Genomic DNA, 24,809 nt, shown 5'->3' with positions numbered 1-24,809 from the left:
CACCGGCTCTGATTCGGGCGATCATCGGACCTGTGGGATCGGCAGGGGCGCTGGCGGAAGACCGAGCACCGTATTGATCAGGGGCTGTGTGTAGTCGGCGGGTACGAGGTTCTGCAGATACGCGTAGAAATAGGGCCCGCTGGCGACAGCGTCGCCGAGCGTGCCGATATACGTGGACAAGCCCTGGATGCTCTTCGCCACGTTGTCGCGGTTGTTGTTCAGCACCGTCAGCACCTGTCCGAGCTTGTCCAGGGCCGGTGCCAGGTCGGCATCGGTGTCGTGCACCAGACCGGACAGTTGCCGCGACAGCTGGTCGATTCCGGTGATGAGCCCGCCCAGCGCCGCACTGCGAGCTCGGAGTTCTCCGAGCAGCGAATTGCCGTCGAGCAGTAGGGAATTGACCTGTGGCCCGCGCTTCGCCAATGCCGATGTCACCTGTTCGGCGCCCGCGAGCAGGCCACGCAACGCGGCATCGCGCTGGTTGACCGATTCGGCGAGGCGTCGCATCCCGTCCAGTGCGGGCCGCACCTGCGGGGCCGCCGCCGATAGGACATCGGAGGCGCTGTCGAGCGCGCGGGTCAACTGGTCGAGGTCGATATCGCGGATGGTTGTGGTTGCCTCGTTGAGGATGGTCGGCAATGTGTAGCCGGAGCGGGTCCGGTCCAGTGGGATGGTGTCGCCGGTGCGCAGCCGACCGACACCGGCAGGGGCCAGTTCGACGGCGCGCCGACCCAATAGCGACGTGGTCTTGATGGTGGCGGTGGTCGCGTCGCCCAGTGCGATATCCGGGTCGGTGGTGAAGGTGACCCGCGCATGACCAGCGTCCACGGTGATGTCGGTGACGGTGCCGACCCGCACTCCCGCGGCCGAGATGTCGTCGCCGACGCGCAGACCACTCGCATCGTCGAACAAAGCGCCGTACCGCATCGGCTGGCCGTTGAGCAGCGGTATCTTGTCGAATTGCAGTGAGACCAGACAGATCGCCGCGGTCAGGACGATGCCGATGAGACCGATGCGACCGGCTTCGCGCTGGGAGAGTCGATTCATTTCCGCGCGCACCTGCCGGTCTGCTGGTCGGTCATCTCGATGACCACCGGTCTGCCGTCCGCGCCGGTCAGTTTGAACGACAGGCCGCACAGGTAGAAGTTGAAGAAGGACCCGTAGGTGCCCATCCGGATGAGCTTGCGGTAGTCGTCCGGGAGCCGGTTGAGCACTTCGTCGAGGGTGTCGATGTGGTTGGTGGTCGGTGTGAGCGCAGCATTCAACTGGCCGACCGTGGCGGACAGGTCTGGGCGCACGTCGGCGAGCAGTCCGGTGAAGGCGTCGGCGGCGGCGTCGAGGCTGTCGACCGCGTGCCCGAGGATGTCCCGGTCCTGTGCCAGACCCGACACCAACTGCTGCAGATGGTCGAGCGTGCTGCTGAATTGGTCACCCCGCGCGGCGATTTCGGTGAGAACCGTATCGAGATTGGTGATCACCCGCCCGATGACCTGATCGCGATCGGCCAGCGTGCTGGTCACCGAACCGACCCGGGTCAGCACATCCGCGATGGTTCCGGCGCGACCCTGGAAGATCTTCAGCAACGCCATCGATAGCTCGTTGACCTGTCGCGGGTCCAGCGCTTGCAGCAGCGGATGGAAACCGCCGAGCAGGGCGTCGAGATCGAGTGCGGGCGCGGTGTTCGGCGGGTGGATGGTTCCGCCCACCGGCAGTTGCGTGGTGTCCGGGCCGCGCTGCAGTTCGAGGTAGCGGTTGCCGACGAGGTCCTCGTATCGGATGGCGGCCCGTGTGGATGTGGTCGGCCGGTCGTTCGTGGTGATCGAGAAGTCGACGTGGGCCCGGTGGTCCGCGCCGTAGCGCACCGCGCCGACCGATCCGACCGGAACCCCCGCGATGCGGACCTTCGCACCGGGACGCATTCCGGACGCGTCGGTGAACACCGCGTGATAGGTCCGCGAGCCCCCGGCGTCGACCTGGGTGAACACCAGGATCATCGCACCATTCACGAGGAGCATGACGACTACGAAGATGCCCAATTTCACTGCGCGCGAACGGTTCATCGGCCACCCCCGATACCCAACAGGTAGCTGACGAGGTCCGGAGTCCGCAGCCCGATTGCCTGCCGTTGCGGGGCGTACGGATTCGCGCCGGTGTCGGTGACCATGTACGGCACGTTGACGACCGGGTCGGTGTATGGCAGCCCCATACAGTTCGGGCCGCCGGTCGCGTTGACCTTGGGCAGATCTTCCGGATAGTGGTATGGCGTCGCACCCGGTATCAGTCCGGCGAACATCTTGATGCCCGGTTGCCCGGCGTAGGCGGCCGGGTTGGCTTCGTTGCCCGCGGTGATTCCCTTGAACACACACGGGATCTCGGGTGAGTACAAGGCCAGCAGTGCGGTGGTGGGGTCCAGCAGCCGCAGTAGGTCTGCGAGACCGGAACCGTTGTGCGCCAGCAGATCCGAGCCGGTATTCGAGACGGCCGTGGTGCTGGCGAGCAGCGCCGATAGTTGGCGCTGCTCGTCGACCACCGAGTGGCCTGTTGTGGTCAGCGCGTCCAGCGTGCGCAGCAGATCCGGTGCGATGTCGGCGTAGAGCTGCGTGGTGGGTGCGGCCGTGCGCAGCAGCTCGGCGAATCCGGGATCGGCGGCATTCAACTGCGCGAGCACATCGGCGGCTTGGTCGATTGCCGCGCCGAGCCGATCACCGCGACCCTGCAGTGCCGTGGCCAGCGCGCCGAGGGTCGCCTCGAGTTGCGCGGGGTCGACTACACGCAACAGGTTGGTGAGTTGCTCGAAGACGGTATTGATTTCGACGGTGACGCGCGAAATGTCGATCTCCGCACCGGGAGCCAGCCGTGCGGCGGCGGCCGGGACGGGTGCGTCGAGGCTGACGAACTTCGCGCCGAAGACGGTATTGGAGGTGATCTCGGCAGTGACATCGGCCGGAATCGACGCCAGCGCCGAGCGATGCACGCGCAGCGTCAGCCGGGCGTGATCGGAGCCGTATTCGATCGCGGTCACCTCGCCGACGTCGACGCCGGTCATGGTGACCTTCGCGCCGCGGTCCATCACCAGCCCGGCACGATCGGCGATCACCGTCACCGTCACCCAGTCGGCGAAGCGCTGCTGGTAGCTGCCCAGCACCAGCCATCCGACGCCTACCGTCACGACCACCAGCCCGAGCACCGCGAGTTTCAGCATTACTTGCTGCACCATTGCATCCGTCCTATCCGGAAAGGTGGAAATTGCCGGTGCCGCCGTACAACGCGAGTGACACCAGGAGCACGACGAGGACCACCATGATCAGCGACATCCGCACCGCGCGCCCGACCGCCGCGCCGACGCCCGCCGGACCGCCCGCGGCGGTGAACCCGTAATGGGTGTGAATCAGCATGACCAGCACCGCGATCGCGATCGCCTGCACGAACGACCACGCCACGTCGATCGGGTTGAGAAAGGTCGAGAAGTAGTGGTCGTACAGCCCCGGTGACTGCCCGAAGATCACCACTGTGGTTAATCGTCCCGCCAGGAATGACGCCGCTAAAGCCAGCGAATACAGCGGAATGATCGTGATCATGCCCGCCGCGACCCGGGTGCTCACGACATAGGGCACCGGCCGGATGGCCATGGACTCGAGTGCGTCGATTTCCTCGGCGATCCGCATGGCCCCGATCTGCGCCGTCGCCCCGGCCCCGAGCGTCGCCGACAAGGCGATCCCGGAAATCACCGGCACCGCGATCCGCACATTGATGAAGGCCGACAGGAATCCGGACAGCGCCTCGATGCCGATATTGCCCAAAGAGCTGAATCCCTGGATGGCGATGGTGCTACCGGTCGCCAGCGTCATGAATCCGACGATCGCCGCGGTTCCGCCGATCATCGCGAGAGCGCCACTGCCCATACTGATTTCGGCCACCAGGCGCAGGGTTTCGCCGGGATGTCTGGCCACCGCGCCGGGAGTTTGTAGAATTGCCTTGCCGTAGAAGATGATTCGCGCACCGACGGCGTCGATTTCGCGGTTCCAGCGGCCCAGCCGCTGCCGGGTGCGGACGAATTTGCCGGTTTCGGCGATATCCATCGAAATCACCTCCCCGAGAATCGGATTCCGGCCGCGGTCACCACGGTGTTCACCACGAAGAGGGCGATGAACGCGTAGACCACGGTTTCGTTGACCGCCTGCCCGACGCTTTTCGGGCCACCGGATACCGACAGGCCGCGATAGCACGCCACCAGTCCGGCGATCAGTCCGAACAGCATGGCCTTGACCGCGGAGATGGCGAGCTCGGTCGACCCGGTCAGCAATGTGACACCGGCGGCGAACGCTCCTGGATTCACGCCCTGCAGCAATACCGAGAACACGAATCCACCGGTGATGCCGATGGCGCACACCAGACCGTTGAGCAGAACCGCGATCATCGTCGAGGCCACCACGCGCGGAATGACCAGCCGTTGAATGGGATCGATGCCGAGCACCTCCATGGCCGCGATTTCCTCGCGGATGACTCGCGATCCCAGATCCGCGCACATCGCCGTCGCCCCCGCACCGGCGACGATCAGTACGGTCACCATCGGCCCGACCTGGGTGACCGCGCCGAAGGCCGCACCTGCCCCGCTCATGGTGGCCGCGCCGATCTCGCGCAACAGGATATTGAGGGTGAAGCTCACCAGTACGGTGAACGGCACCGCCACCAGAATGGTCGGCAGCAGCGACACCCGCGCCAGCATCCAGCTCTGCTCGACGAATTCGGCGAACCGGAACCGCGTTCGCACCAAACCCCGTCCGACCTCGGCGATCATGGCGAAGAACTGACCGACTTCCCGAACCGGCGCGTGCAGCCGTTCTAGTTCCATCGATCCTCCAGCGGACCACTCGGCGCTGTGGACGATGCCGTCGCCGGGCTGGTCGAATGACTAACTATTGCTCTTACAGTGTGACCGACGATACATCACGGCAAGAGGCTTGCCCAGGCGTTTGCGATGAATTGTGTCCAGCTGTTCGGGCGCAATTACGACAGACGAAAGCGCGCTGTCGCCGGACATGAAGGGCGACAACGGATCGCGGCGAGCTGGAGATATCGCCGCACGCTCGATCGAGCCGTGTGGGATGTTGTCGGAAACGGCCGTACCCGCCGGGTTCCGGCGGGCACGAATAGCGGGTGACTACTTCGCCGCGGCGGCCTTGGTAGGACGGCGCGTGGCCGATGACTTCGTCGGCGCTGCCTTCTTGGCGGGTGCCTTTTTAGCGGGTGCCTTCTTGGCGGGTGCTTTCTTCGCCTTCGCGCCCGATCCCGATTCGAGCAACCGGCTCGCCTGTTCGAGAATGCAGTCGAGGCCGTACTCGAAATTCCGATCGTCCGGGGCCCCGGTGTGCAGGCCCTTCGAACTCGCCTCCGCCAGTAGCGGTGTGGTGTCGGGCGAGATGGTGAGGCTGTCGTAGTATGCGCCCGCGCCGGACTCCGATTCCTCGTTCTTGTCGGAGAGACGTTGTAGTACAACCGATCCGCGCACATGCAGCTGAACCGCGGAGTAGGTCGCGACGGCGTCGTCGAGCGACAGTCCGGCCTCGACCAGATTGGCGATGACCTCCTCGGTCTGCCGTGCGCCCAGCTGCGCGGCTTCCGGGCTCAGTGCCGACCTGATCAGTATCAGATCGCAGAGAATGGGATTGGCGTCGAACGTCTCCCGCATGGTGCGGGCGTGGTTGCGCAGCGATTCGCGCCAGTCGCTCGCGACGACGAAAGGCGTGACGAAGGTGGCGTACTGGCGCAGCGCGCGGTCGGTCATGGCGTTGAGCAGTTCGTCCTTCTTGCGGAAGTACCAGTAGATGCTCGTCACGCCGACGTCGAGATGTTTGGCCAGCATCGGCATGCTCAGGTTGTCCAGCGACACCTGATCCGCGAGCTCGAACGCACCGTCGAGAATGTCCCCGGGATTGAGGGATCCGCGCTCACGCCGCGGCCGTTTCTCCGCGGCTGCCCGCTTCGCCATATGTGCGCCCACCTCCGTGAAGTCCGCTCCGACGCAATCGTTTCCCGGTCCCGGGAAACCGACAGCAACAGCCATCGTACCTATAACCGTAAATCCTACTGCGATGCCTTCTATCGGCGCGTCGCGGCCCCGCGTATCGGCATGGTCATCGCGGAGTGAATACTGATAAAGATACAGTATGCGTATCTATACGCTCGCGACGGAGGCGGTAGCGCAATGGATTTGGGATTGACCGACGCGGCAGCGGTGGTCGTGGGCGGTAGCCGGGGCATGGGACTTGCCGCCGCTCGCTGCTTGGCCGACGACGGCGCTCGGGTGGCGGTGCTGGGGCGTTCCCGCCCCGACCTGGATGACGCGGTCAAGGACCTGACCCACCGCGGTAGCCCCGACGCCATCGGGCTGGTCGCGGACGTGCGCGACGCCGATCAGATCGCCGCCGCGTTCGCCGAACTGGGGCAGCGCTGGCATGGCGAACTCAATGTGCTGGTCAATACGGTCGGGCCGACTGTGCAAGGCAGATTCGACATCCTCACCGACGACCAGTGGTTCGAGGCCGTCGAGGACGGCGTGCTGTCGATGGTGCGCAGCGTGCGTGCGGCGCTGCCGTTGCTGCGCAAGGCCCGATGGGCGCGGATAGTGAACTTTTCGGCGCATTCGACGCAGCGGCAGAGCATTCCGCTGGCGGCCTACACCGCTGCGAAGGCGATGGTGACGAGTGCGTCCAAGAATCTGTCACTGTTGCTTGCCGCGGACGAGATTCTGGTGAATGTCGTCTCGCCCGGCACCTTCGTGACCCCGGCGCTGGTCGATTGGGCTCACTCGGTCGGCGTCGAGAGCGACGATCCCCATCGGCTGATGGCCGAGATCGCCGAGCATTACGGACATCCGGCGCAGCTGCCCCGGGCGGGCCGCCCCGAGGAGATCGGTCCGGTCGTCGCCTTTCTGGCCTCGCGGCGGAATTCGTATATGACCGGCGCGAATGTCAATGTCGACGGCGGTTCGGATTTCACCTGAGGCCCGATACCCGGGGGCCACCTGACCCCGATCCTGGGGCCACCTGACCCCGATCCTGGGGGCACCTGAGTCCGATCTTCGGACGGCCGCCCGGCGCGTCAGACTCGCTTACCGTCGACGAGTGAGGCAAGCACCGCGAAGCTGTCATGTGCCGCGGCACCGGCCACGGCCCGTTCGACGCCGACCCGCGACACCTCGAACGGTTGCATCCGTTCTCCGGCCTCGGCGGTGCAGACGGCAGCGAGGAAGAGTTCGGTGATACCGGCGCGATACAGCGTCCACTGGCGTTCGAGGTCGACTCCGATCCCGGCGGCGGTGAGTCGGGCCGCGTACCGCTCCACGAGTTCTCGTTCGATCGTGCGGAGCAGGTCGGGCTCGACGGAGGCGTTCGCGAAGTAGGCGACATCGCGGATTCCGACCCCGGCCGTGGCGATCTGCCAGTCGAGGAATCCGGGCCCGGTGTCGGTGAAGAAGAGGTTGCCCAGGTGCGGGTCGCCATGGATCAGAGTCTGCGGCTGCGCGGCCCAGAAGGCATCGATATCCGCGCTGCGCTGATAGAAGATCCGGCACTGACGCTTCATCGACTCGGGTATCAGATCTTTGGTATGCCCGGTGATCTCGTGAAGGAACCGGCGGCGGATGAGATCACCGAGCCGGAGATCGGCCGTCGTGCGAACCGTGAGCGGCCGCAGGTCGTCGGCGAACCGGCTGCTACCCCAGAACATGAGGTGCAGATCTGCCATGGCGTCGATCACGGCTGCAGCCTCGGCGCGCGTGACCGTATCGACGACGGTACGGAACTGCGCGGATCCCGACAGATCCTCCAGCACTAGGATGCTGCGGCGCCGGAGTCGATCACATTGCGCGACATAGCATCTCGGCACCCGCACCGGGGGATTCGCGCCCAGTGCGCGATAGGCGATGACCTCGCGGGTCCCGAGGTGGAAGACGTTCATCAGGACGTGCTGTAAATAGTTGCGCGGGGGCAATTTCACGAACAGCTGCTCGGGCACCTCGCCGCTGTCGGATTTCACGGTGATACGAGCGCGCGCCGCCGTACCGGAATGCCCGTCCAGCACGTGCACCGAGGTGATCGCACCTGGCCGCAAACCGAGTGCCGTGCCGAGCCAGTGTTCGTTCACCTCGTGGATGCGCAGTGGGATCGCCGCCGGGCCGGGGAGGGTGCGATCGAGTCCGGCCCGGACGGCTTCTCGTGCGGCCATGCCGAGGCCGAGGGTGGTGTCGAGTGATCGCAAGGTCTTACCGGTGGCCCGATTGCTGTGCCTGTTCGCGGGCGATCCGCTCGTTGTGGATCCGGACGAGTTCACGGTAACCGATATGCTTCCACTGCGGTTTCGGCTGCACTCCCCATTGATCCTCGGCGGTGGTCTGGCCTGCCGCTTCGGGTTTGCCGCCGAGCGGTGGCGCGTTGAGCGCGCCCTGGTTGCATTCGAGCGTGTCGTCGGAGTAGCGCACCTTCATCATCTCGTCGCAGATTTCGGTGATCGACAAGGTGGGCCAGCCGTACCAGAGGGCGAGGGCGGGCACGGTCAGCGAACCCTCGACGACCAGCGCGATCAGGCAGACGAGGATGCCGCGCTTGAGCCACTTGTGCATGCGCGCGAAAGGTGCCGTCGTACCGAGCGGCAGATCTTGTTCCGGCGACGACTCGGCCGCGGGCGATTTGTTGCTCATGGTGTTCTCCTGGAACCGGATTCGAGGTCAGTCGGAGAAGATCTCGCGGTTGACCGTGTGCAGATAGGGGATCGCGAGGAATGGCGTGATGTAGAAGATGTCGTACAACCACCAGCCGGTCACCGGCAGCACGACGCCGTGGAAGCGCACATCGGCGTATATGGTCATATTGACGACGTAGCCGATCCAGATCACCACACCGAACCAGCACGTGACGATCAGCCACTGGTGACCCCACCGCTTCATCTGCAGGAATGCGATCGCGGCCGCGACCCGCATCGGGAATACGGTGAATATGAGCGCGACTTCCCAGCCTTTTTCGCCGGGCGCGCCCGCGCCGCCGATCCACAATTCGTTGTAGTGCCAGAAGTATCCGGCATCGACGAAATTGCCCCACGCGGTGAAGAACACGCGGGTGACAACGGTGTGGTTGGCGAATAGGTCCAGCACCCAGCCGATGCTGTTGAGGAAGGCGTCGAGGATGACCAGATAGCCGATCAGGGTGACGATGATCGGGCGGACGGACAGCCCGTCGCGTTGTGCCTTGCGCTGCAACCACACTCCGCGCAGGAAGATCGGCAATCCGACGAATCCGAAGATGAAGGTGCCCATCAGGGCGGTTCCGACAGTGAGCCACCGGTCGGCCCGGCGCTGTGCGCGGCGGCTTTCCTCGTGGTGTTCGTCGTAGGTAACCGAGGTTTCCGGCGCTGTCTTTCCGGTGCCGCGGCGCAGGGTGAATGTCGGCATATTCATGATCGCCCCTACCAGTCCCTGGTCATATACATCTGTATTTGGATCAGGAACATCACCAGTAGAAATCCGTATACGGCGATCTGGAAAACGATGAGCGCACGGCGGCGCTGCCGATCTTGTTCGTTCATCGAACGGTCCTCCTAGGGTGACTACACGGCCGGGTCTTCGGCGGTGAGCAGGCTGGCCGCCGCGATCTCGCGTAGGCCTTCGTTGATGGCGCCGTCGCTGCTCAGCGGCGCGAGGACGCATACGTCGGCGGCCTCGAGTTCATTCGCGCCCGCGGCGATGAGCCGCGCCGCCGCCACCAGCACGCGCGTCGACGGCGATTCGAAATGGAAGACGTCATCAGCATTGCGAATGGTGTTGGCGCAGTTGACCAGTCGCCGTGCGACGGAAAGATCGATACCGGTCTCCGCGACCAGCACCTCGGCCTCGCGCTCGGGCGGCAGATAACCCATGGCGATGGTGACGAACCGCTGTCGCAGCGAGGGCTTCAACTCCTTCAGTGAGCTGCGGTAGGCCGGATTGTAGGAGCAGACGAGCATGAACGAGGCGGGCGCGGACACCACTTCGTCGGCACGATCGAGGAACAGCGTGCGCCGGTGGTCGGTGAGCGAATGCAGTATGGCCAGCGAGTCGTGCCGGGCTTCGACGACCTCGTCCAGGTAGCAGATCGCACCGGACTTGACGGCTTTGGTCAGTGGGCCGTCCCGCCAGGCGACGTCGCCGCCGGACACCAGGAACCGGCCGACCAGATCGGAGCTGGTGAGGTCGTCGTGGCAGCTGATGGTGACCACCGGGCGGCCGAGCAGGTGGCCCATATGCTCGACGAATCGCGTCTTGCCGCAACCGGTCGGTCCGGTGAGCATGACCGGCATGTGCTGCTGGAAAGCCCATTCGAACAGCTGCACCTCGGTGCCGCTGGCGTAGTAGAGATCAGTTGTCATCGGAACTCCGGAATTCGTGACATCATCGGTCGATCAACTCGCGGTGGATCTGGGCGAGTACGCGAGGCAGTTCTTCGGCCCGCAGGATCCGGCGTGACCGCCGCGTGCCGAATACCTCGGGGAGCGGATCCACGCGGGTCGGGCCGACGGCGAGGTAGTAGATCGTGACCCCCGCGTCGTCGGCCTCTTCGATGGCGTGCGCGACATCCGCCCACGCGTAGCGGCCCTCGTAGCCTTCGTCGGACATCAGGCCGTCGCCGATCACGATGATCAGGCGTCGCTCCGCGGGCTGCTCGAGCAGACGGCGGGTCAGGTGCCGAAGCGGCGCGCCGAGGCGGGTATAGCCGCCGGTGATCAGGCCCAGGCTGCTCGGGTCCACGAAACAGGCGTCGTCGAAGTCCTTCAGGCAGCGCACCTCGACCCGGTGGCGGGTATTGCCGGTGAAGACGAACAGGCCGTGGCGTTCCCGGGCGAGCGTCATGGCTCGGGAAAGGGCGTCGGCACAGGCCAATTCGAGCCGGAAGATCCGGCCGCCGTGCACGCCGAGGGAGGAACTGCCGTCCAGGAGTACCGCGGTGGCGACGTCACGGGAACTGGGCAGCAACTCGCGGAACACCCGTGGCTCGGCGGTCGCACCGGAGAGCATGTCGACGTAATGGCCGACATACCGGTCGATATCGAGATCCGACCCGTCCTCGAGGCCGCTGCGCATGGCGCGGTGGGTGTGTTCTTCGAACCAGCGGCGGACGTCGGGGGAGACCGGTGCGAGCGGTCGCGGGTGGGTGGCATGTTTGCGTTCCAGCACCGCGACGTGGTCGCGCAGAAAGCTTTTCGTCCATACGTTCCATTCCGGATAGGGCAGGCCCGCGCGTTGATCCGCTCGGATTTCGACGTCTTCGTGCTCCGGTCGGCTCGGCGGGGGCAGGTTGGTATTGCGGCTGCCGCCGTCACCGCCGACCGGTATCGACATGACGCGATAGGAGTCGCTGCGCGTCGACGTCCACGGCATCCGGGCGTATGCGCGACGTACCGCTACGGCCAGGCCACCGCGTGCGGGAGCGGCCAGCGGGAGCTTGCCGAGCAGTGGATGCCCGTGAATCTGCTGCCGTGATCGCGCCAAACCCAGTGCGCGGTCCAATATTTCGTCGCCATCTAGGTCGTGCTCGGCGATCTCGAGGTGGGGCAGCAGCCGACGGAGTTCGGGAAGCAGGCCGGGCAGCCGGTCGGCGATCCAGCCCGCCGCCACACCACCCTCGACGATCGACAGCGCACCCAGTTCCCGGGGTGACAGCTCATGCAACGGGTACCGTGCGATGCGGTCTTTCGATGGCGAACACTGCAGTGCCACACCGCATGTCAGCGTTGCTCTGGTCCAATCCGCGGCCACGGGTGGATGCGGGACCTGCACGACGGTGCGGGTGGTGTTCAGACCGAAACTGCGCCGCTCACCGGTCACGAGCCGCACGCCCTCCCGGCGACGTCCGGAGAATGCGACGGCCGTGACGGCGCAACTGCGCTCGATCGAGAGCCCTTGCACCGCACCGTTCATGACGAACATCCACTGCCGCGGGGGCCGGACCTGCTCAGAAGGTGCCGATATTCTTCATGATCCAGTACCAGAACGCGATGATCAGCAGCACCGCGCCCCACGCGAGGGCGATGCGCACAAGGTCCAATAGCATGGCCGTATCTCCATATTCGTCGGTTAGAAGTGGTTCGATGGGTGGTCCGCGATGGTTGCTTCATCGAGGCTCCAGACTGCGCAGAACGGTGATCAGGTAGTTGTCGAGTGCGTTGGCGCGCAACGCCTTCGAGCCCGAGGTAGTGGTCAGCAGGGCGTAGAGCCCGAGCAGAAAGAACACCGCGCTGTGATAGGGATCGACGGCGATCTCGGCCTCGCCGTTGTCGCGGGCGCGCTGGATCTCCTCGACCACCAGGACGATCACCGGATGCTCGCGCCACTCGTCGTCCAGTGGCCGGGTCGGTGAAAAGTGAATCGCCAGTAGCTCTTTGAACAGCAGGCTGCCCAGGCGGCGTTCCAGGCCGACTATCAGCTGAATCGTTTTCCGCAGCGCCGATTCGAGATCGTGCGGTGCGGCGAGAAACCGGGTCAGTTCCTTGGCGATCCGTGCTTCCTCACGCGCCTCCAGTTCCAGCAGCGCGTGTTCTTTGCTCGGGAAGTGGAAATAGAAGGTGCCGCGCGCGACGCCCGCGGCCTCGACAATCGTGCCGATATCGGCATCGGCCATGCCGACGTTCTTGAATTCGGCGATAGCCGCGTCGAATACGCGCTGCCGGGTCTGCAGACGCTGGGCTTCGCGGCCCTGGGGCTTGTCCTGAACTTCGCTCATGCGCCAATTTCTAACTTCTGTCACTGACGTGTGTCAATGAAGAACGATCCGCACGATTCGGGTAGGTGCCGAAATGTGTTCTCCAGCTTACGATTTGCTATGCCTGAAGCAATCTGCGAAGTGCGGCTGAGAACATACTGACAGATGTCATTGAATCTCGTCAATGAAACCGATGGATCAGCCGCGAGTGTGTGCACCGCCGTTCAGTACGTCGTTCAACGCCGTCAGCCGCGCTTTGAGAAAGGCTCGTGAGACCGGCGCCCAGGTCTCGATCAGATCGAAGCCGTGGTACGCGCCGTGCACCACGTGCACCGTGCATGGGACACCGGCCTGGCGCAGGCGTTCGGCATAGGCGATGTCCTCGTCGTGGAACAGATCGTTGGTGCCGACGCCGATCCAGGCCGGGCAGACCCCGGCCAGGTCCACGTATCGGGCCGGCGCGGCCAGTGCAGGCACCGTGCCGGTCGCGGCCGGGCCAAGGTAGGACTGCCATCCGAAGCCGTTGTTCCGCGGGCTCCACAGACGTAGTCCGCGGTGGGCGATATCGGTGCGCGCGGTGGTCCGATCGTCCAGCATCGGATAGGACAGCACCTGCAGTACCGGGTGCACCTCGCCGCGTTCGTGGGCCAGCAGCGCAAGCGCGGCGGCCAGGCCACCGCCCGCGCTCTCCCCGGCGATCGCGATACGTTCCGGATCGACATCCGGTTGGTCGGCGAGCCAGCGCAACGCCGCATAGCAGTCCTCGAGCGGTGTCGGGAAGGGATGCTCGGGTGCCAGCCGGTATTCCACCGATGCCGCGACGACCCCCAGGCGGTCCGCGACTCGGCGGCAGAAGCTATCTCCCATCGCGGCGGTGCCGATGACGTAGCCGCCCCCGTGGATGAACAGCAGGCCCGGTGCCTGGCGCGGGGCCCGCGCCGGTCGGAATACGCACACCGAGACGTGCGCGTCGACCGCCTCGATCGTCCCGCCCGCCGGTCGACCTCGCCCGGTGAGTTTCGTCAGCCTGCGGACCGGCCCGATGGTGCGCGCACCGACCACGGAGCGCGGCAGGTAACGCGCAATGCGGAGTTCGGGGTGGAAGGTGGTATCCGAACCCACGATGGTTCGTCCTCTCGCGGGCGCTGTCAGGCGACCAGGTCGTCCGGTTCGAACGGGGCGAAGAACGCGCTCATTCCGCGTCCGGTCAGTGCGTCGCCGAGTGCGACGAAGTCGTAGGTCGGGCCGGGGATTCCGCCGACGCGGCAGATTTCGGCCAAAGCGTCGTCGTCGGCCAGCAGCGCACGGTGGATCCGGATGAGATCGGCATCGAGCGATCCGGTCCGTCGCTCCGCGTACGCGACCATCAGATACAAGCACAGCTGCTGTGCCGGGGTGTCCGGATGCGGGGCGAGTCCCCGCGACAGCTTCGTCCGCAGCGCGTCGAAGGTCTGCTCGATGTAGTGCAAGAATACCGGCCGCGGGCTGTGCAGGATCTTCGTCCGCACCTGATCGACCAGTGCCTCGCCTGCACCGAGCAGTGCGTCGACGGTTCGCGGTGTGAGACCGGGGACCTCGTTGTCGCTCATATTCTCTCCTAGCGCAACGGCCCCGGACCGTGACTGCGCACCGAGGCTCTTTGTCGAGCGCCACCGCTCTGCGCTGTCAACGGTAAGACATTCAGTATCTCGGTGCAAGTAGTCGGCGATGTGCTGGTCGGCGCACGTAATTCGTCTGCGGGAGCAGTGCGCTCAGGGCGTCTCGCTGGATCGTCTCGCTGACGACTGTGTGGTGTTTCCAGTTCTCGAGTCGGACGTTCCGCATACCCGCAGTTGTGTGCGCTGCTACAGTTGATATTACTGTATCGCCCACTATTTCGCTTCGGCGCGCCAAGACGCGACGGCGGACAACAGGATCTGGGTCGGCCTTCGGTGCGGAGGCGCGATCGCCCGCACGATCTCCGCTGAATTCCGATTGGAAACACATCACACATGAGCACTGGAACCGCCGAGGAGCCGATCAGCGACAGCGTGCTGGCGCCCGCCGCGATCCTGGAACTGCAGCGGCAGGCCTATCTGCGCGAAGGGCCACCCTCGGCGGCGGTCCGGCGGCACCGGATCGACCGGTTGCTTGCCATGGTTCTGGACAATCTCGACTCGTATGTCGACGCGCTGGCTCGCGATTTCGGCACCCGATCCCGAACCGGGATTCTGTTCGCGGAGATCATGGGCATGCTGTCCATCATCGAGCACACGCGCTCGCATACCGGCAAATGGATGCGTCCCCGTAACCCCAAGCCGACGGCTCGCCTATACGGGATCCGTGCCCAGGTGCAACCCACTCCGCTCGGTGCGGTCGGCATCATCGGACCCTGGAATTTCCCGCTCCAACTGGTCGTCGTGCCTGCGGCGGCCGCCTTCGCCGCCGGTAATCGGGTGATGATCAAGATGTCGGAGATCACCGCGCACACCGCGGAGCTGACCCGATCGCTGGTACCGGAGTATTTCGATCCGTCCGAGCTCGCGGTGGTGACCGGCGGTCCCGAGGTGGGCGCCGCCTTCGCCGAATTACCTTTCGACCATGTGTTTTTCACCGGATCTACCCGGGTCGGCCGACTGGTTCAGCGGGCCGCCGCGGCGAATCTGGTTCCGGTGACCTTGGAGCTCGGCGGGAAGAATCCGGTGGTCGTGGCACCGGATGCCGACATCGCCAGGGCGGCGGCGCGAATCGCTCGCGCGCGGATGATCAACGGTGGGCAAGTCTGTGTGAGTCCCGATTACGTCTTCGTGCCCGAAGGCCGCGTCGATGCCTTCGCTGACGCGCTCGGCGCGAGTTTTCGCGACATGTTCCCGGCCATCGCGGCCAACGAGGACTACACGGCCTGTGTCGACGAAGCGAATTACGACCGGGTTCGCGCCCTCATCGACGAGGCGCGTGCCCAAGGAGCGCGGGTCGAACAGATCGTGCCACCGGATGAGACGCTGCCCGATCCGAGCACTCGGAAGATCCCGCCGACCGTCGTCCGCGACATCACCGATGACATGCGGATCGCCACCGAGGAGGTCTTCGGGCCGGTTCTCGTCCTGCGGTCGTATGTGAAGCTGGCCGATGTCGTCGACAACCTGAGTGGAGGGGACTCGCCGCTGGTCGCCTACTGGTACGGGCCGGGAGGGCGGGACTTCCGCGCCTTCGTCAGGAATACGCGCAGCGGCGGTGTCTCCCGTAACGACTTCGCGCTCAATATGTTTCCGGAGAACGCACCCTTCGGCGGGGTCGGGGCCAGCGGTATGGGGGCGTATCGCGGGAAGGCGGGCTTCGACACGTTCACCCATTACCGCACCGTGGTCGGCACCGATCTCCCTTTCGTGGTCACCGCGCTGGCCGCACCGCCGTTCTCGCGGTTCATCCATCGCGTCATCGATATCGCGGTGCGCACTGCGCACCGGCGCACGCGTCGCCGTCTTGCGGCTCGTGATTCCGGACGCTGAGTCCCGGGCTCGAATCCTTCCCGGTTTCTCTAGAAATCGCTACCGTATGACTTACAGTTAGATCGACCGACTGCCTGCGCAGCACACGACCGAGGAGCCACTGTTGTCTCGTTCCGTGACCAGATCCGAACTGTCGACGACGCAATTCACGCTCGCGGCCGCCGCTGATGCCGCCGCGGCCGCCATTCCGGACCGGGAACTGATCTGCCAGGGCGATCGGCGCCACACCTTCGCGCAGATCGCTGAGCGTTCCAAGCGGTTGGCGGCCTACCTGTACGCCCGGGGACTGGGCTGCCACACCGAACGTTCGGCACTCGCGGACCACGAGGTGGGGCAGGACCTGCTGGGGATCTACGCCCACAACGGACACGAGTACGCGGAGGCGATGATGGGCGCCTTCCGGGCGCGGGTCGCACCGTTCAACGTCAACTATCGATATGTCGAGAGCGAACTGCGCCATCTGCTGGCGGATTCCGGTGCGACCGCGCTGATCTATCACGCCGCGTTCGCGCCACGGCTCGCCGAGGTGCTGCCCGAGTTGCCGGCACTGCGCGTACTGATACAGATCGCCGACGAGTCGGGTAACGAATTGCTGGACGGCGCGGTCGATTACGAGACCGTCATCGCCTCGACCGCGCCGGAACCGCTGCCCGTGCAGCCCTCTCCCGACGATCTCTATGTGCTCTACACCGGCGGCACCACTGGTATGCCCAAGGCTGTCCTGTGGCGCCAGCACGACATCTTCATGGCCGCCTGCGGCGGGCGGGATATGTTCAGCGGATCGCTCATCGGGTCGAACGACGAGGTCGCCGCTCGGGCGGCCGCGAATCCCGGTGTCCGGCTCATGCTCCTGCCGCCGCTGATTCACGGTGCGGCGCAGTGGGCGGTCCTGACGGCAATGATGACCGGCCAGAGCGTTTTCCTGTCCTCGGTTGTGGACCGCATCGATGCCGAGGAAATCGTGCGCACCATCGAGCGGGAGCGGGTGGCGATTCTGATCGTGGTCGGCGACGCGATGGCCCGTCCGCTGCTCGCCGCGATCGAGTCGAGTGCGGCGGACGTATCGTCGCTGGTGGCATTGGCCAGCGGTGGCGCCGTGCTGAGCCCGTCGGTCAAACAGCGGTGGATTGCCGCGGTTCCCGGTCTGGTCGTGATGGACGCCGTCGGTTCCTCGGAGGGCGGCACCCAGCTCAATCACGTCTCGTCGTCTGGATCCGTATCGACCGGCACATTCATCCCGGGGGCGGACACCTGCGTGGTGGCCGAAGACTTCGGTTCGGTGCTGGCAGCGGGCCACGACGGTATCGGATGGCTCGCGCAACGCCGCTTCACACCGCTCGGGTACAAGGGCGACGCTGCCAAGACCGCGATCACCTTCCCGGTCATCGATGGTGCGCGGTATGTGCTGCCGGGCGATCGGGCACGACTGCTGGCCGACGGATCCATCGAACTGCTGGGACGCGATGCGGTGACGATCAATTCCGGGGGCGAGAAGATTTTCGTGGAGGAGGTCGAGTTGGCGATCTCGTCGCATCCGGCCGTCGCCGACGTCGTGGTGGTCGGCCGCCCGAGCCAGCGTTGGGGTCAGGAGGTCGTCGCGATCATCGCGCCGGTCGACGGGACCGAGCCGACTGCCGAGGAATTGATTGCCCATGCCGCGGAATCCATTGCGCGGTACAAGCTTCCGAAGGCAGTGGTGTTCCGCCCGGAGATCGTGCGCAGTCCCGTGGGCAAGGCCGACTACCGCTGGGCGCGTGAACAAGCGATCGCCGCAGGCTGATTCGCGACAGAGATAAAGGAACCGAAGTGGACTTTGCCAGGGTCGAGCCGACCGCCGAAGATCAGGAATTCCTCGATCGGGCCCGGGATTTCCTCGCGGCCACCGTGACCGAGGACGTGCTGCGCCGCGCACACGAGTCCGGCGACGGATTCGTCGAGGAACTGCATCTGGCGATGGGGGCACAGGGGTGGCTCGAACGGGAGGCGAAAAGCGCGGCAGACGGGGGACTGACGCCGGTGCAGCGCCGGATCTGGGATCTCGAGCGGCGCCGGGCCGAGGTGCCACTGGTGACTTGGGGTGCCACCATGATGATCCTGCGCGCGGTCCGCGAGTTCGGCTCACCGGAGCTGCTCGAGGAGGTGCTGCCCGGGGTGTATCGCGGCGAGGTCCGGTTCGCCATGGGCTACACCGAACCCGAGGGCGGATCCGATATCGCCAACTGTGCGACGCGAGCTGTGCGCGCGGGTGCGGACTGGATTGTCAACGGGCAGAAGATGTTCACCTCCGGCGCGCACAACTGCGGGTACGTATTCCTGCTGACCGATACCGATCCGGACGGGCGCAGACATCGCAATCTGACCATGTTCCTGGTGCCGCTGGACTTACCCGGCATCGACATCCAGGGCCTGCGGACCGTGGACGGTGAACGCACCAATATCACCTACTACCAGGATGTTCGGGTTCCGGACCGGTACCGGCTCGGCGAGGTGAACGACGGCTGGCGGGTGCTCAACGGTCCACTGTCCGCCGAGCACGGCGCCGGGGGCGCCGATCCGAACGGGCTGGCCGATATCGCGATCATGAGCGGTTTCGGCACCACGATGGCCGCGGCCGCCGACCGCGTGACGGCAGTAGCGGCCGAGGCCGCGCCGGACGGCCGACGGCGCCTCGACGACGGATCGATCGCGTATCGGCTCGGCCGAGCCCACGCCCGGATCGAGGCGGCGCTGAGCGCGCCGAGTCTGTTCGGGCGCGTGGCCATCGCGCAGACCATGCGGGATATCGCCCCGGATCTCATGGATGTCCTCGGTGATGGGTCGGCGCTGACCGCGGGTGGCGGGGGAGCGGTGGCCGACGGCGCGGCCGAATACCTCTACCGGTGGGCGCCGTTGATCGGTATCTACGGCGGGACGCTGGATGTCTTCCGAAATATGATCGCGCAGTACATTCTCGGGCTGGGACGTCCGAACTACTCGGCTGCGAAATAGTCCGAAACAAAGCAGCCTTCCCCGCGCGAAACTCGAGGAATTGCAGCCCGAGGCGATGATGCTGCGGTTCGCACAGCACCGATCCCACCTACCACTACGGCAGCGGCTTCGGAATGCTGTCGTTCGCAACCCATCTGGGCCGGTGTGGTGAGCATGATATTCGGCCCGGTCGCCGGTGTGCTCGCGCGCCGGATCGGCGCCCGGATCCCCGCGATCATCGCCTGTGTGGTGATGATCGGCGTCGGTATCGGCTTCGCGCTGGCCACACCGCATTACAGCTGGCAGCTGTTCGGGGTACTCAACGGACTGTTCGGGATCGGTTTCGGATTGTTCTTCGCCGCCGCATCCATCCTGATGGTCGATGCGCTGCCCGAGGAACAGCGGGGTATCGGATCCGGCATGCTCGGTGTGACCATCGGCATCGGATCAGCGGTCGGGGCCGCCATCATGGCCGCTTTCCAGTCGGCCAATCCGATCAATGCCGAGGTCAGCGCGATGGGTCGGGGTGCGACACAACCGATTCCACAGGTTTTCGCCGACCAGGGCTATGTGCTCACTTTCTGGGTCATGTCGGGGTTGGCGCTGGTATCGCTGATCATGCGCCACGGACGCAGGCCGAGTACGGCGGGAATCGTCCACTAGCCATACAAAATTCGTCGTCTCGGCAGGCGGGTGCCCAGCCGGGACGACGAACCGTATCGGACAGTGCTACGAGGCCGGTGTGGCGTCACCGGTATTCGCGTGCGCCGACGAATTCAGCTGGATCAGCAGGCTCGCGTGATCGAGGATGCAGCGCAGACCGTATTCGAAATTGCGGTCGTCCGGTGCACCCGATCGCAGGCCCTTGGCCATGGCCTCGGCGAGCAGCGGTGTCGTCTCGGGTTCGACCAGAATGCTGTCGTAGTACGCCCGGCCCTCCGCCTCCAGCTCCTGGTTTTTGTCGTAGAGCCGTTGCAGCACAACCGATCCGCGAATATGCAGATTGACCGCCGAGTAGATGTCGAAGGCCTGCTCGACAGATAGGCCCGCTTCGACCAGACTGGCCACCGTCCGTTCCACCTGCTCGGCGCCCACCCGCCCGGCGTGCTGACTCAGCGCCGATCTGACCAGAATCAGATCGCAAAGGATCGGGCTCGCCAAAAAGGTGCGCCGCATGGTGCGCGCGTGATTGCCCAGCGTCTCACGCCAATTGCTCGCTTCGACGGACGGATAGGGCACGGCATACACATACAGTCGCAGCGCGCGGTCGGTCATCGCATTGAGCAGATCGTCCTTCTTGCGGAAGTACCAGTAGATACTGGTGACCCCGACATTGAGATGTTTACCGAGCAGCGGCATGCTCAGACCGTCGATCGAAACCTGTTGTGCGAGTTCGAAGGCGCCATCGATGATGTCCTCCGGATTCAGCGAGCCGCGTTCGCGTCGCTGCCGCCGCTCGACGGTGACCCGTTTCGCCATTGCTAACCTCCTGTGCCCCATGCCCCGGTGAAAACCGGCTCGCGTTTCTCGGCGAACGCGGCGAACGCCTCGATCACATCGGCGCCGGACAGGTTGATGGTCTGGGCGCGTGCCTCGTTGGCGAGCGCCTCGCGCATCGTCCGATCCGTTCCGTCGTTCAGCAGCGCCTTGGTCTGCGCGAGTGCCAACGGCGGTCCCGCCGCCAGCCGCACCGCCAGCTCGTCGACGAACTTGTCGACAGCCTCGTCGGGTTGTATCCATGTCACGAGTCCGAGGGCGTGCGCTTCCTCGGCACCGATCATGTCGGCCAGCAATGCCAGGCGCTTGGCCTGCTGCATGCCGATGAGTTTGGGTAGCAGCCAGGAGCCTCCGCAATCCAGTGACAGCGCGCGCCGGGAGAAGATCTGGCAGAACCGTGCGTCGGGGGTGGCCACCACCAGATCGCACCCGAGCGCGAGATTCCACCCCGCGCCCGCCGCCGCCCCGCGTACCTTCGCGACGGTGGGCACCGGCAGGTCGTGCAGTTGCTGCACGACCTCGTTGATGGTGCGCAACTCCCGGCTGGGATCGGGAAACTCGTCCATGCCCGCGGCATCGGAGATGTCGGCGCCCGAACAGAACGTGCCCGCGGACCCGGTCAGGACCACGGCGCGAACCTCACGACCGTGTGCGACCCGGCGGAACTGCTCGCGCAGCCCCGCCCACACCTCGCGGGTGAGCGCATTCTTACGGTGCGGGCGATTCAACGTCAGTGTCAGCACTGCACCCACTTGCTCGATGAGCAATACCGGTTCATCGGTCACAACATCGTCCTTTCATGTCCGGATCACGGGTTGGTCGGCACCGGGTCCGATGGCACCCCGGTCACGTAGGCGGGCAATGTCGTCAGAGCTGAATCCGGCTGCGGCCAGGACGGTTTCGGTGTGCTGCCCCAATGCGGGAATGGCCCCCATGGGCGGGTCGTATCCGGCGATGACGGGTGGTGGCAGCAGAGCCGGTACCGGACCGGCGGGCGTATCGATCGGCCGCCAACGTCTGCGGGCCGCGAGATGCGGATGGTCGATCACATCGGCGGGGGTGTTGTAGCGGGCGTTCCCGATTCCGGCGGCGTCGGCGCACAGCTGGACGGTGGCCAGGTCGTGCCGCGCGCACCACTGCGCGATCGTTGCGTCGAGTTCGCCCCGGTGGCGCACCCGTCCGGCATTGGTGGTGAATCGCGGATCATCGGCGAGATCGGGCCGGTCGAGAATGTCGCGGGCCAGGCGCTGCCATTCCCGGTTGTTCGTCGTGCCGAGCACCACGGTGTGGCCGTCGCCGGTGGGATAGGCGCCGTAGGGGGCAACCGCCGGGGAACTCATGCCGAGCGGCTGCTGATCGATTCCGGTGTGCCGGGTGTAGTTGAGCGCGTACCCCATCAATTCGGCCGCCGTATCGAACAGGCTCACCGACGCCGCAGTGGGTTTCGCCGCGGGCCCGCCCGGCGCTCGTCTGCCGCAGATCATCGCCACGATCGTCAACGCCGCGTACAGGCCCGAGCACACATCGGCGATCGGCGGACCGGGTTTGGCGGGGGCATTCGGGAATCCGGTGACCGCGCAGACCCCCGATTCGGCCTGAATCAGCAGGTCATAGGCTCTCTTGTCGGACAGCGGCCCGCCGGGGCCGTAGCCGTCGATCTCCATGGCGATCAGGTCCGGATGCCGCACCGCCAGATCATCTGCGGCCAGGCCGAGTGCGCCCGTCGCACCCGGTGTCAGATTCGAGACGAATACGTCGGCGGATTCCAGCAACCGGTGCAGAACCGCTTGTCCCTGCGGATCTTTGAGATCGAGCGTCACCGATTCCTTGCCGCGGTTCACCCACACGAAATGCGCGGCGAGGCCGTTGACCACATCGTCGTAGTCGCGCGCGAAATCGCCGCCGCGCGGATTCTCGATCTTGATCACCCTGGCACCGAAATCGGCCAGGGCGCGGGTGCACATGGGTGCGGAGACGGCCTGCTCCAGCGCCACGACGGTGACTCCGGCGAGTGGACCCGCGGTCGGATCGGCCATCACATCACCAGGCCACCGTCCACCGGCAGTACCTGACCGGTGATATAGGAGGCGGCATCGGAGGCGAGAAATACGAAGGCCCCCGCGACCTCGTCTGGTTCGGCCCACCGGCGCATCGGAATTCGATTCAGCATCTGTTCGGCGAACTTCGGATCGGTGCGGATCTTGGCCGTCATGGCGGTGGCCGCCGCGGGCGCCAGCGCATTGACGGTGATCTGCTTGCGCGCCAACTCACGGGCCAGCGATTTGGTCAACCCGACGATGGCGGACTTCGCGGCCGAGTAGTTGACCTGCCCGAGCGCCCCGGACAGACCTGCCGACGAGGTCACGTTGATGATGCGGCCGGTGCCGTCGGTGGGCAGATATTCCAGCGCCGCCTTCGCGCAACGGAACGCACCCAGCACGTGGATGTCGAGCAACAACTGCACCGACTCCTCGGTGGTATTGCCGAACATCGCCGGCGCGGTGACCCCGGCGTTGTTGACCACGATATGCAAAGTGCCACCGGCCAATTCGGCTGCCGTGGCGACGGCGGCGTCGGCGGCCCAGGCGTCCCGGACATCCAGTGCGGTGCTCGCGGCCCGCCCGCCGTCGGCAACGATCTTTTCCGCCGTGGTCGCGGCTGCCGCCGCGTCGAGATCGGTGACCAGCACCGCCGCGCCCTGATCGGCGAGCGCGGCGGCGACGGCCGCACCTATGCCGCTGCCTGCGCCCGTGACCAGTGCCGCGCGGCCGGACAGATCGAATCGGGTGCGATTCTGTTGCGGCTCAGGCGATGACATCGAAAGTCACCGGGAGTGTGTTGGGCGACCGGAACGGCTGGCCGAAGATATGTGGATCGCCCTCGGCTACCAGGGTGAATCCGGTCAGCCGACTCAGCAGGGCCTCCATGGCGACACGTGTCTCCATCCGGGCCAGGTGCAGGCCGAGACAGGTGTGCGCACCGGCGGTGAAGCTGATGTGCGGAATGTGGGTCCGGAAGATATCGAATTCCTCCGGTCGCTCCCAGCGGGTTTCGTCGCGGTTGGCCGAGCCCAGGCACAGATCGAGCACCGCGCCCCGCGGAATGGCGACGCCTTCCAGTTCGGCGTCCTCGGTCACATACCGCTGTACCAGTGTGAGCGGCGTTTCGTAGCGCAGCCCTTCCTCGACGGCCTGGGCGATCAGGTCGTGGTTGCGCTGCACCGCCTCGAATTGTTCTGGGTGCGTGAGCAATAGGTACAGCAGATTTCCGGATGACCGATACGTGGTTTCGAGTCCGGCGGGCAGCAGCAGCCGCAGGAACGAGTAGATGGCCTCCTCGGTCAGCTTCTCCCCGTCGATCTCGGCGGTCACCAGATCGCCGATGATGTCGTCGGTGGGTTCGGACCGCCGCTGTTCGATATGCCTGAGAAAGTACTCCTTCAGGTCGTTGGAAGCCTGCAGCGCCTGCGGAACCTTGTTGGCGTAGCTGATGATCGACACTGCCGCCGCGCGGAAGAAGGGCAGATCTTCTTCGGGGAGTCCGAGCAGGCGTGCGATGACACGGGTGGGGAATTCGAAGGTGAATTCCTTGACGAGGTCGGCGCTGCCGCGCTCGGCGAACTCGTCGATGAGCGCGTTGCAGATCGGCCGGACGATTTCCGGTTCCCATTGCAGCAGTGATTGCGGCTTGAATGCCGTGGCCACCAGATTCCGGTGCGCCCGATGATGTTTGCCGTCCATGGCGAGAATGGTCGGGCCCATGAACACACCGATCGTGGAATCGTAGAGCGTGGAACTGAATACCCGGCTGTTGCGTAGTGCGGTGCTCACCGCCGGGTAGGAGACGGCGGCATAGCTGTCCGATGGGCGCAGCGATTCCGGGGTCCGGGAGTAGTCCATGACCGTTCCGTGGAAGACACCACCGTCGCGCCGCTTGGCGGCGAAGAACGGGTAGGGGTCACGCAGGTCGAGGGCTTCTTCGGCCGATTGGTCTCGAACAGGGATATCCACAGCTCACCTCTACGTCGTCACAGCGGTCGGCACCTTGCCGGTACAAGCTACTGTAATATATACAGTATAGCTGTATCGACGGCATGCCGAGCTGGCGGAGATCGTTGTCGCGACAGGTC

24 protein-coding genes are annotated in these 24,809 nt (G+C 65.4%); 5 read left to right on the top strand and 19 right to left on the bottom strand.

Annotated features, from left to right (window positions below; all coding sequences use genetic code 11):
• Window positions 1-21: 21 nt before the first annotated feature.
• The 6 genes from ACQPZ2_RS23695 to ACQPZ2_RS23670 all read right to left on the bottom strand — a co-directional run bounded on the left by ACQPZ2_RS23695 (window position 22) and on the right by ACQPZ2_RS23670 (window position 5,989).
• Window positions 22-1,047, bottom strand: a complete 1,026-nt coding sequence (locus ACQPZ2_RS23695) for an MCE family protein (RefSeq protein ID WP_433520457.1) — start codon at window positions 1,045-1,047, stop codon at window positions 22-24.
• Window positions 1,044-2,060 (bottom strand): MCE family protein, encoded by a 1,017-nt coding sequence (locus ACQPZ2_RS23690; protein ID WP_433520456.1) that lies wholly within the window; start codon window positions 2,058-2,060, stop codon window positions 1,044-1,046. Before ACQPZ2_RS23690 ends, ACQPZ2_RS23695 begins: the two co-directional genes overlap by 4 nt.
• Window positions 2,057-3,217: an MCE family protein gene (locus ACQPZ2_RS23685; protein WP_433520455.1), complete on the bottom strand. Its 1,161-nt coding sequence runs from the start codon at window positions 3,215-3,217 to the stop codon at window positions 2,057-2,059. The genes ACQPZ2_RS23690 and ACQPZ2_RS23685 overlap by 4 nt, the downstream gene beginning before the upstream one ends.
• Before the next feature lie 10 nt (window positions 3,218-3,227).
• Window positions 3,228-4,079 (bottom strand): ABC transporter permease, encoded by an 852-nt coding sequence (locus ACQPZ2_RS23680; protein WP_433520454.1) that lies wholly within the window; start codon window positions 4,077-4,079, stop codon window positions 3,228-3,230.
• Between the two features lie 5 nt (window positions 4,080-4,084).
• Window positions 4,085-4,852, bottom strand: a complete 768-nt coding sequence (locus ACQPZ2_RS23675) for an MlaE family ABC transporter permease (RefSeq protein WP_433520453.1) — start codon at window positions 4,850-4,852, stop codon at window positions 4,085-4,087.
• A gap of 309 nt (window positions 4,853-5,161) precedes the next feature.
• The gene (locus ACQPZ2_RS23670) at window positions 5,162-5,989 is read right to left on the bottom strand and encodes a TetR/AcrR family transcriptional regulator (protein ID WP_433520452.1); all 828 of its coding nucleotides are present in this window, start codon (window positions 5,987-5,989) and stop codon (window positions 5,162-5,164) included.
• Between the two features lie 216 nt (window positions 5,990-6,205).
• Between ACQPZ2_RS23670 and ACQPZ2_RS23665 the strand changes: the two genes are divergently transcribed.
• Window positions 6,206-7,003 carry an SDR family NAD(P)-dependent oxidoreductase gene (locus ACQPZ2_RS23665; RefSeq protein WP_433520451.1) on the top strand — a complete coding sequence of 266 codons (798 nt, stop codon included), beginning with the start codon at window positions 6,206-6,208 and terminating at the stop codon, window positions 7,001-7,003.
• A gap of 98 nt (window positions 7,004-7,101) precedes the next feature.
• Here the strand turns inward: ACQPZ2_RS23665 and ACQPZ2_RS23660 are convergent, their stop codons facing one another.
• From ACQPZ2_RS23660 to ACQPZ2_RS23625, 8 genes are all read right to left on the bottom strand, one after another.
• Window positions 7,102-8,259: a phosphotransferase family protein gene (locus tag ACQPZ2_RS23660; protein ID WP_433520450.1), complete on the bottom strand. Its 1,158-nt coding sequence runs from the start codon at window positions 8,257-8,259 to the stop codon at window positions 7,102-7,104.
• A 4-nt stretch (window positions 8,260-8,263) separates the two neighbouring features.
• Window positions 8,264-8,698, bottom strand: coding sequence for a hypothetical protein (locus ACQPZ2_RS23655; protein WP_433520449.1), 435 nt, complete (start codon window positions 8,696-8,698; stop codon window positions 8,264-8,266).
• A gap of 27 nt (window positions 8,699-8,725) precedes the next feature.
• On the bottom strand, window positions 8,726-9,445 hold the full coding sequence (locus ACQPZ2_RS23650) for a hypothetical protein (RefSeq protein WP_433527503.1): 720 nt from the start codon (window positions 9,443-9,445) through the stop codon (window positions 8,726-8,728).
• 155 nt (window positions 9,446-9,600) lie between these two features.
• A complete protein-coding gene (locus ACQPZ2_RS23645; protein ID WP_063042181.1) occupies window positions 9,601-10,398 on the bottom strand; it encodes a CbbQ/NirQ/NorQ/GpvN family protein in 798 nt (265 codons plus the stop codon).
• Window positions 10,399-10,420: 22 nt separating this feature from the next.
• Window positions 10,421-11,947: a nitric oxide reductase activation protein NorD gene (locus ACQPZ2_RS23640; protein WP_433520448.1), complete on the bottom strand. Its 1,527-nt coding sequence runs from the start codon at window positions 11,945-11,947 to the stop codon at window positions 10,421-10,423.
• A 193-nt stretch (window positions 11,948-12,140) separates the two neighbouring features.
• Window positions 12,141-12,749: a TetR/AcrR family transcriptional regulator gene (locus ACQPZ2_RS23635; protein WP_433520447.1), complete on the bottom strand. Its 609-nt coding sequence runs from the start codon at window positions 12,747-12,749 to the stop codon at window positions 12,141-12,143.
• A 177-nt stretch (window positions 12,750-12,926) separates the two neighbouring features.
• A complete protein-coding gene (locus tag ACQPZ2_RS23630) occupies window positions 12,927-13,850 on the bottom strand; it encodes an alpha/beta hydrolase (RefSeq protein WP_433520446.1) in 924 nt (307 codons plus the stop codon).
• 26 nt (window positions 13,851-13,876) lie between these two features.
• Window positions 13,877-14,317: a hypothetical protein gene (locus ACQPZ2_RS23625; RefSeq protein ID WP_433520445.1), complete on the bottom strand. Its 441-nt coding sequence runs from the start codon at window positions 14,315-14,317 to the stop codon at window positions 13,877-13,879.
• Between the two features lie 402 nt (window positions 14,318-14,719).
• On the opposite strand from ACQPZ2_RS23625, the gene ACQPZ2_RS23620 reads away from it, so the two are divergent.
• From ACQPZ2_RS23620 to ACQPZ2_RS23605, 4 genes are all read left to right on the top strand, one after another.
• Complete coding sequence (locus ACQPZ2_RS23620; protein WP_433520444.1) at window positions 14,720-16,216, top strand: aldehyde dehydrogenase family protein; 1,497 nt, start codon at window positions 14,720-14,722, stop codon at window positions 16,214-16,216.
• 103 nt (window positions 16,217-16,319) lie between these two features.
• Complete coding sequence (locus ACQPZ2_RS23615) at window positions 16,320-17,996, top strand: acyl-CoA synthetase (RefSeq protein ID WP_433520443.1); 1,677 nt, start codon at window positions 16,320-16,322, stop codon at window positions 17,994-17,996.
• Between the two features lie 26 nt (window positions 17,997-18,022).
• Entirely contained in the window at window positions 18,023-19,204 is a 1,182-nt protein-coding gene (locus tag ACQPZ2_RS23610) for an acyl-CoA dehydrogenase family protein (RefSeq protein ID WP_433520442.1), read from the top strand.
• Window positions 19,205-19,357: 153 nt separating this feature from the next.
• Entirely contained in the window at window positions 19,358-19,846 is a 489-nt protein-coding gene (locus tag ACQPZ2_RS23605; RefSeq protein WP_433527502.1) for an MFS transporter, read from the top strand.
• Between the two features lie 66 nt (window positions 19,847-19,912).
• On the opposite strand, the gene ACQPZ2_RS23600 is transcribed toward ACQPZ2_RS23605, so the two are convergent.
• The 5 genes from ACQPZ2_RS23600 to ACQPZ2_RS23580 are packed head-to-tail and all read right to left on the bottom strand — an operon-like array spanning window position 19,913 to window position 24,690.
• The gene (locus ACQPZ2_RS23600; protein WP_433520441.1) at window positions 19,913-20,662 is read right to left on the bottom strand and encodes a TetR/AcrR family transcriptional regulator C-terminal domain-containing protein; all 750 of its coding nucleotides are present in this window, start codon (window positions 20,660-20,662) and stop codon (window positions 19,913-19,915) included.
• A 2-nt stretch (window positions 20,663-20,664) separates the two neighbouring features.
• On the bottom strand, window positions 20,665-21,465 hold the full coding sequence (locus ACQPZ2_RS23595) for an enoyl-CoA hydratase/isomerase family protein (RefSeq protein WP_433520440.1): 801 nt from the start codon (window positions 21,463-21,465) through the stop codon (window positions 20,665-20,667).
• A gap of 12 nt (window positions 21,466-21,477) precedes the next feature.
• Window positions 21,478-22,716, bottom strand: coding sequence for a CaiB/BaiF CoA transferase family protein (locus ACQPZ2_RS23590; protein WP_433520439.1), 1,239 nt, complete (start codon window positions 22,714-22,716; stop codon window positions 21,478-21,480).
• Entirely contained in the window at window positions 22,716-23,498 is a 783-nt protein-coding gene (locus tag ACQPZ2_RS23585) for an SDR family NAD(P)-dependent oxidoreductase (protein ID WP_433520438.1), read from the bottom strand. The genes ACQPZ2_RS23590 and ACQPZ2_RS23585 overlap by 1 nt, the downstream gene beginning before the upstream one ends.
• Window positions 23,485-24,690, bottom strand: coding sequence for a cytochrome P450 (locus tag ACQPZ2_RS23580; RefSeq protein ID WP_433520437.1), 1,206 nt, complete (start codon window positions 24,688-24,690; stop codon window positions 23,485-23,487). Before ACQPZ2_RS23580 ends, ACQPZ2_RS23585 begins: the two co-directional genes overlap by 14 nt.
• Between the last annotated feature and the right edge of the window lie 119 nt (window positions 24,691-24,809).

The organism is Nocardia pseudovaccinii (assembly GCF_050942345.1).
Lineage (GTDB): Bacteria > Actinomycetota > Actinomycetes > Mycobacteriales > Mycobacteriaceae > Nocardia > Nocardia pseudovaccinii.
Note: the sequence above shows the minus strand (reverse complement) of the source record. Positions and strands in the feature narration are given on the sequence as shown.

Excerpts from the sequence above, each read along its gene's own strand:
- ACQPZ2_RS23695 (WP_433520457.1), bottom strand. The coding sequence starts at position 1,047 with ATGAATCGACTCTCCCAGCGCGAAGCCGGTCGCATCGGTCTCATCGGC.
- ACQPZ2_RS23690 (WP_433520456.1), bottom strand. The coding sequence starts at position 2,060 with ATGAACCGTTCGCGCGCAGTGAAATTGGGCATCTTCGTAGTCGTCATG.
- ACQPZ2_RS23685 (WP_433520455.1), bottom strand. The coding sequence starts at position 3,217 with ATGGTGCAGCAAGTAATGCTGAAACTCGCGGTGCTCGGGCTGGTGGTC.
- ACQPZ2_RS23680 (WP_433520454.1), bottom strand. The coding sequence starts at position 4,079 with ATGGATATCGCCGAAACCGGCAAATTCGTCCGCACCCGGCAGCGGCTG.
- ACQPZ2_RS23675 (WP_433520453.1), bottom strand. The coding sequence starts at position 4,852 with ATGGAACTAGAACGGCTGCACGCGCCGGTTCGGGAAGTCGGTCAGTTC.
- ACQPZ2_RS23670 (WP_433520452.1), bottom strand. The coding sequence starts at position 5,989 with ATGGCGAAGCGGGCAGCCGCGGAGAAACGGCCGCGGCGTGAGCGCGGA.
- ACQPZ2_RS23665 (WP_433520451.1), top strand. The coding sequence starts at position 6,206 with ATGGATTTGGGATTGACCGACGCGGCAGCGGTGGTCGTGGGCGGTAGC.
- ACQPZ2_RS23655 (WP_433520449.1), bottom strand. The coding sequence starts at position 8,698 with ATGAGCAACAAATCGCCCGCGGCCGAGTCGTCGCCGGAACAAGATCTG.
- ACQPZ2_RS23650 (WP_433527503.1), bottom strand. The coding sequence starts at position 9,445 with ATGCCGACATTCACCCTGCGCCGCGGCACCGGAAAGACAGCGCCGGAA.
- ACQPZ2_RS23645 (WP_063042181.1), bottom strand. The coding sequence starts at position 10,398 with ATGACAACTGATCTCTACTACGCCAGCGGCACCGAGGTGCAGCTGTTC.
- ACQPZ2_RS23640 (WP_433520448.1), bottom strand. The coding sequence starts at position 11,947 with ATGAACGGTGCGGTGCAAGGGCTCTCGATCGAGCGCAGTTGCGCCGTC.
- ACQPZ2_RS23635 (WP_433520447.1), bottom strand. The coding sequence starts at position 12,749 with ATGAGCGAAGTTCAGGACAAGCCCCAGGGCCGCGAAGCCCAGCGTCTG.
- ACQPZ2_RS23625 (WP_433520445.1), bottom strand. The coding sequence starts at position 14,317 with ATGAGCGACAACGAGGTCCCCGGTCTCACACCGCGAACCGTCGACGCA.
- ACQPZ2_RS23620 (WP_433520444.1), top strand. The coding sequence starts at position 14,720 with ATGAGCACTGGAACCGCCGAGGAGCCGATCAGCGACAGCGTGCTGGCG.
- ACQPZ2_RS23605 (WP_433527502.1), top strand. The coding sequence starts at position 19,358 with ATGATATTCGGCCCGGTCGCCGGTGTGCTCGCGCGCCGGATCGGCGCC.
- ACQPZ2_RS23600 (WP_433520441.1), bottom strand. The coding sequence starts at position 20,662 with ATGGCGAAACGGGTCACCGTCGAGCGGCGGCAGCGACGCGAACGCGGC.
- ACQPZ2_RS23590 (WP_433520439.1), bottom strand. The coding sequence starts at position 22,716 with ATGGCCGATCCGACCGCGGGTCCACTCGCCGGAGTCACCGTCGTGGCG.
- ACQPZ2_RS23585 (WP_433520438.1), bottom strand. The coding sequence starts at position 23,498 with ATGTCATCGCCTGAGCCGCAACAGAATCGCACCCGATTCGATCTGTCC.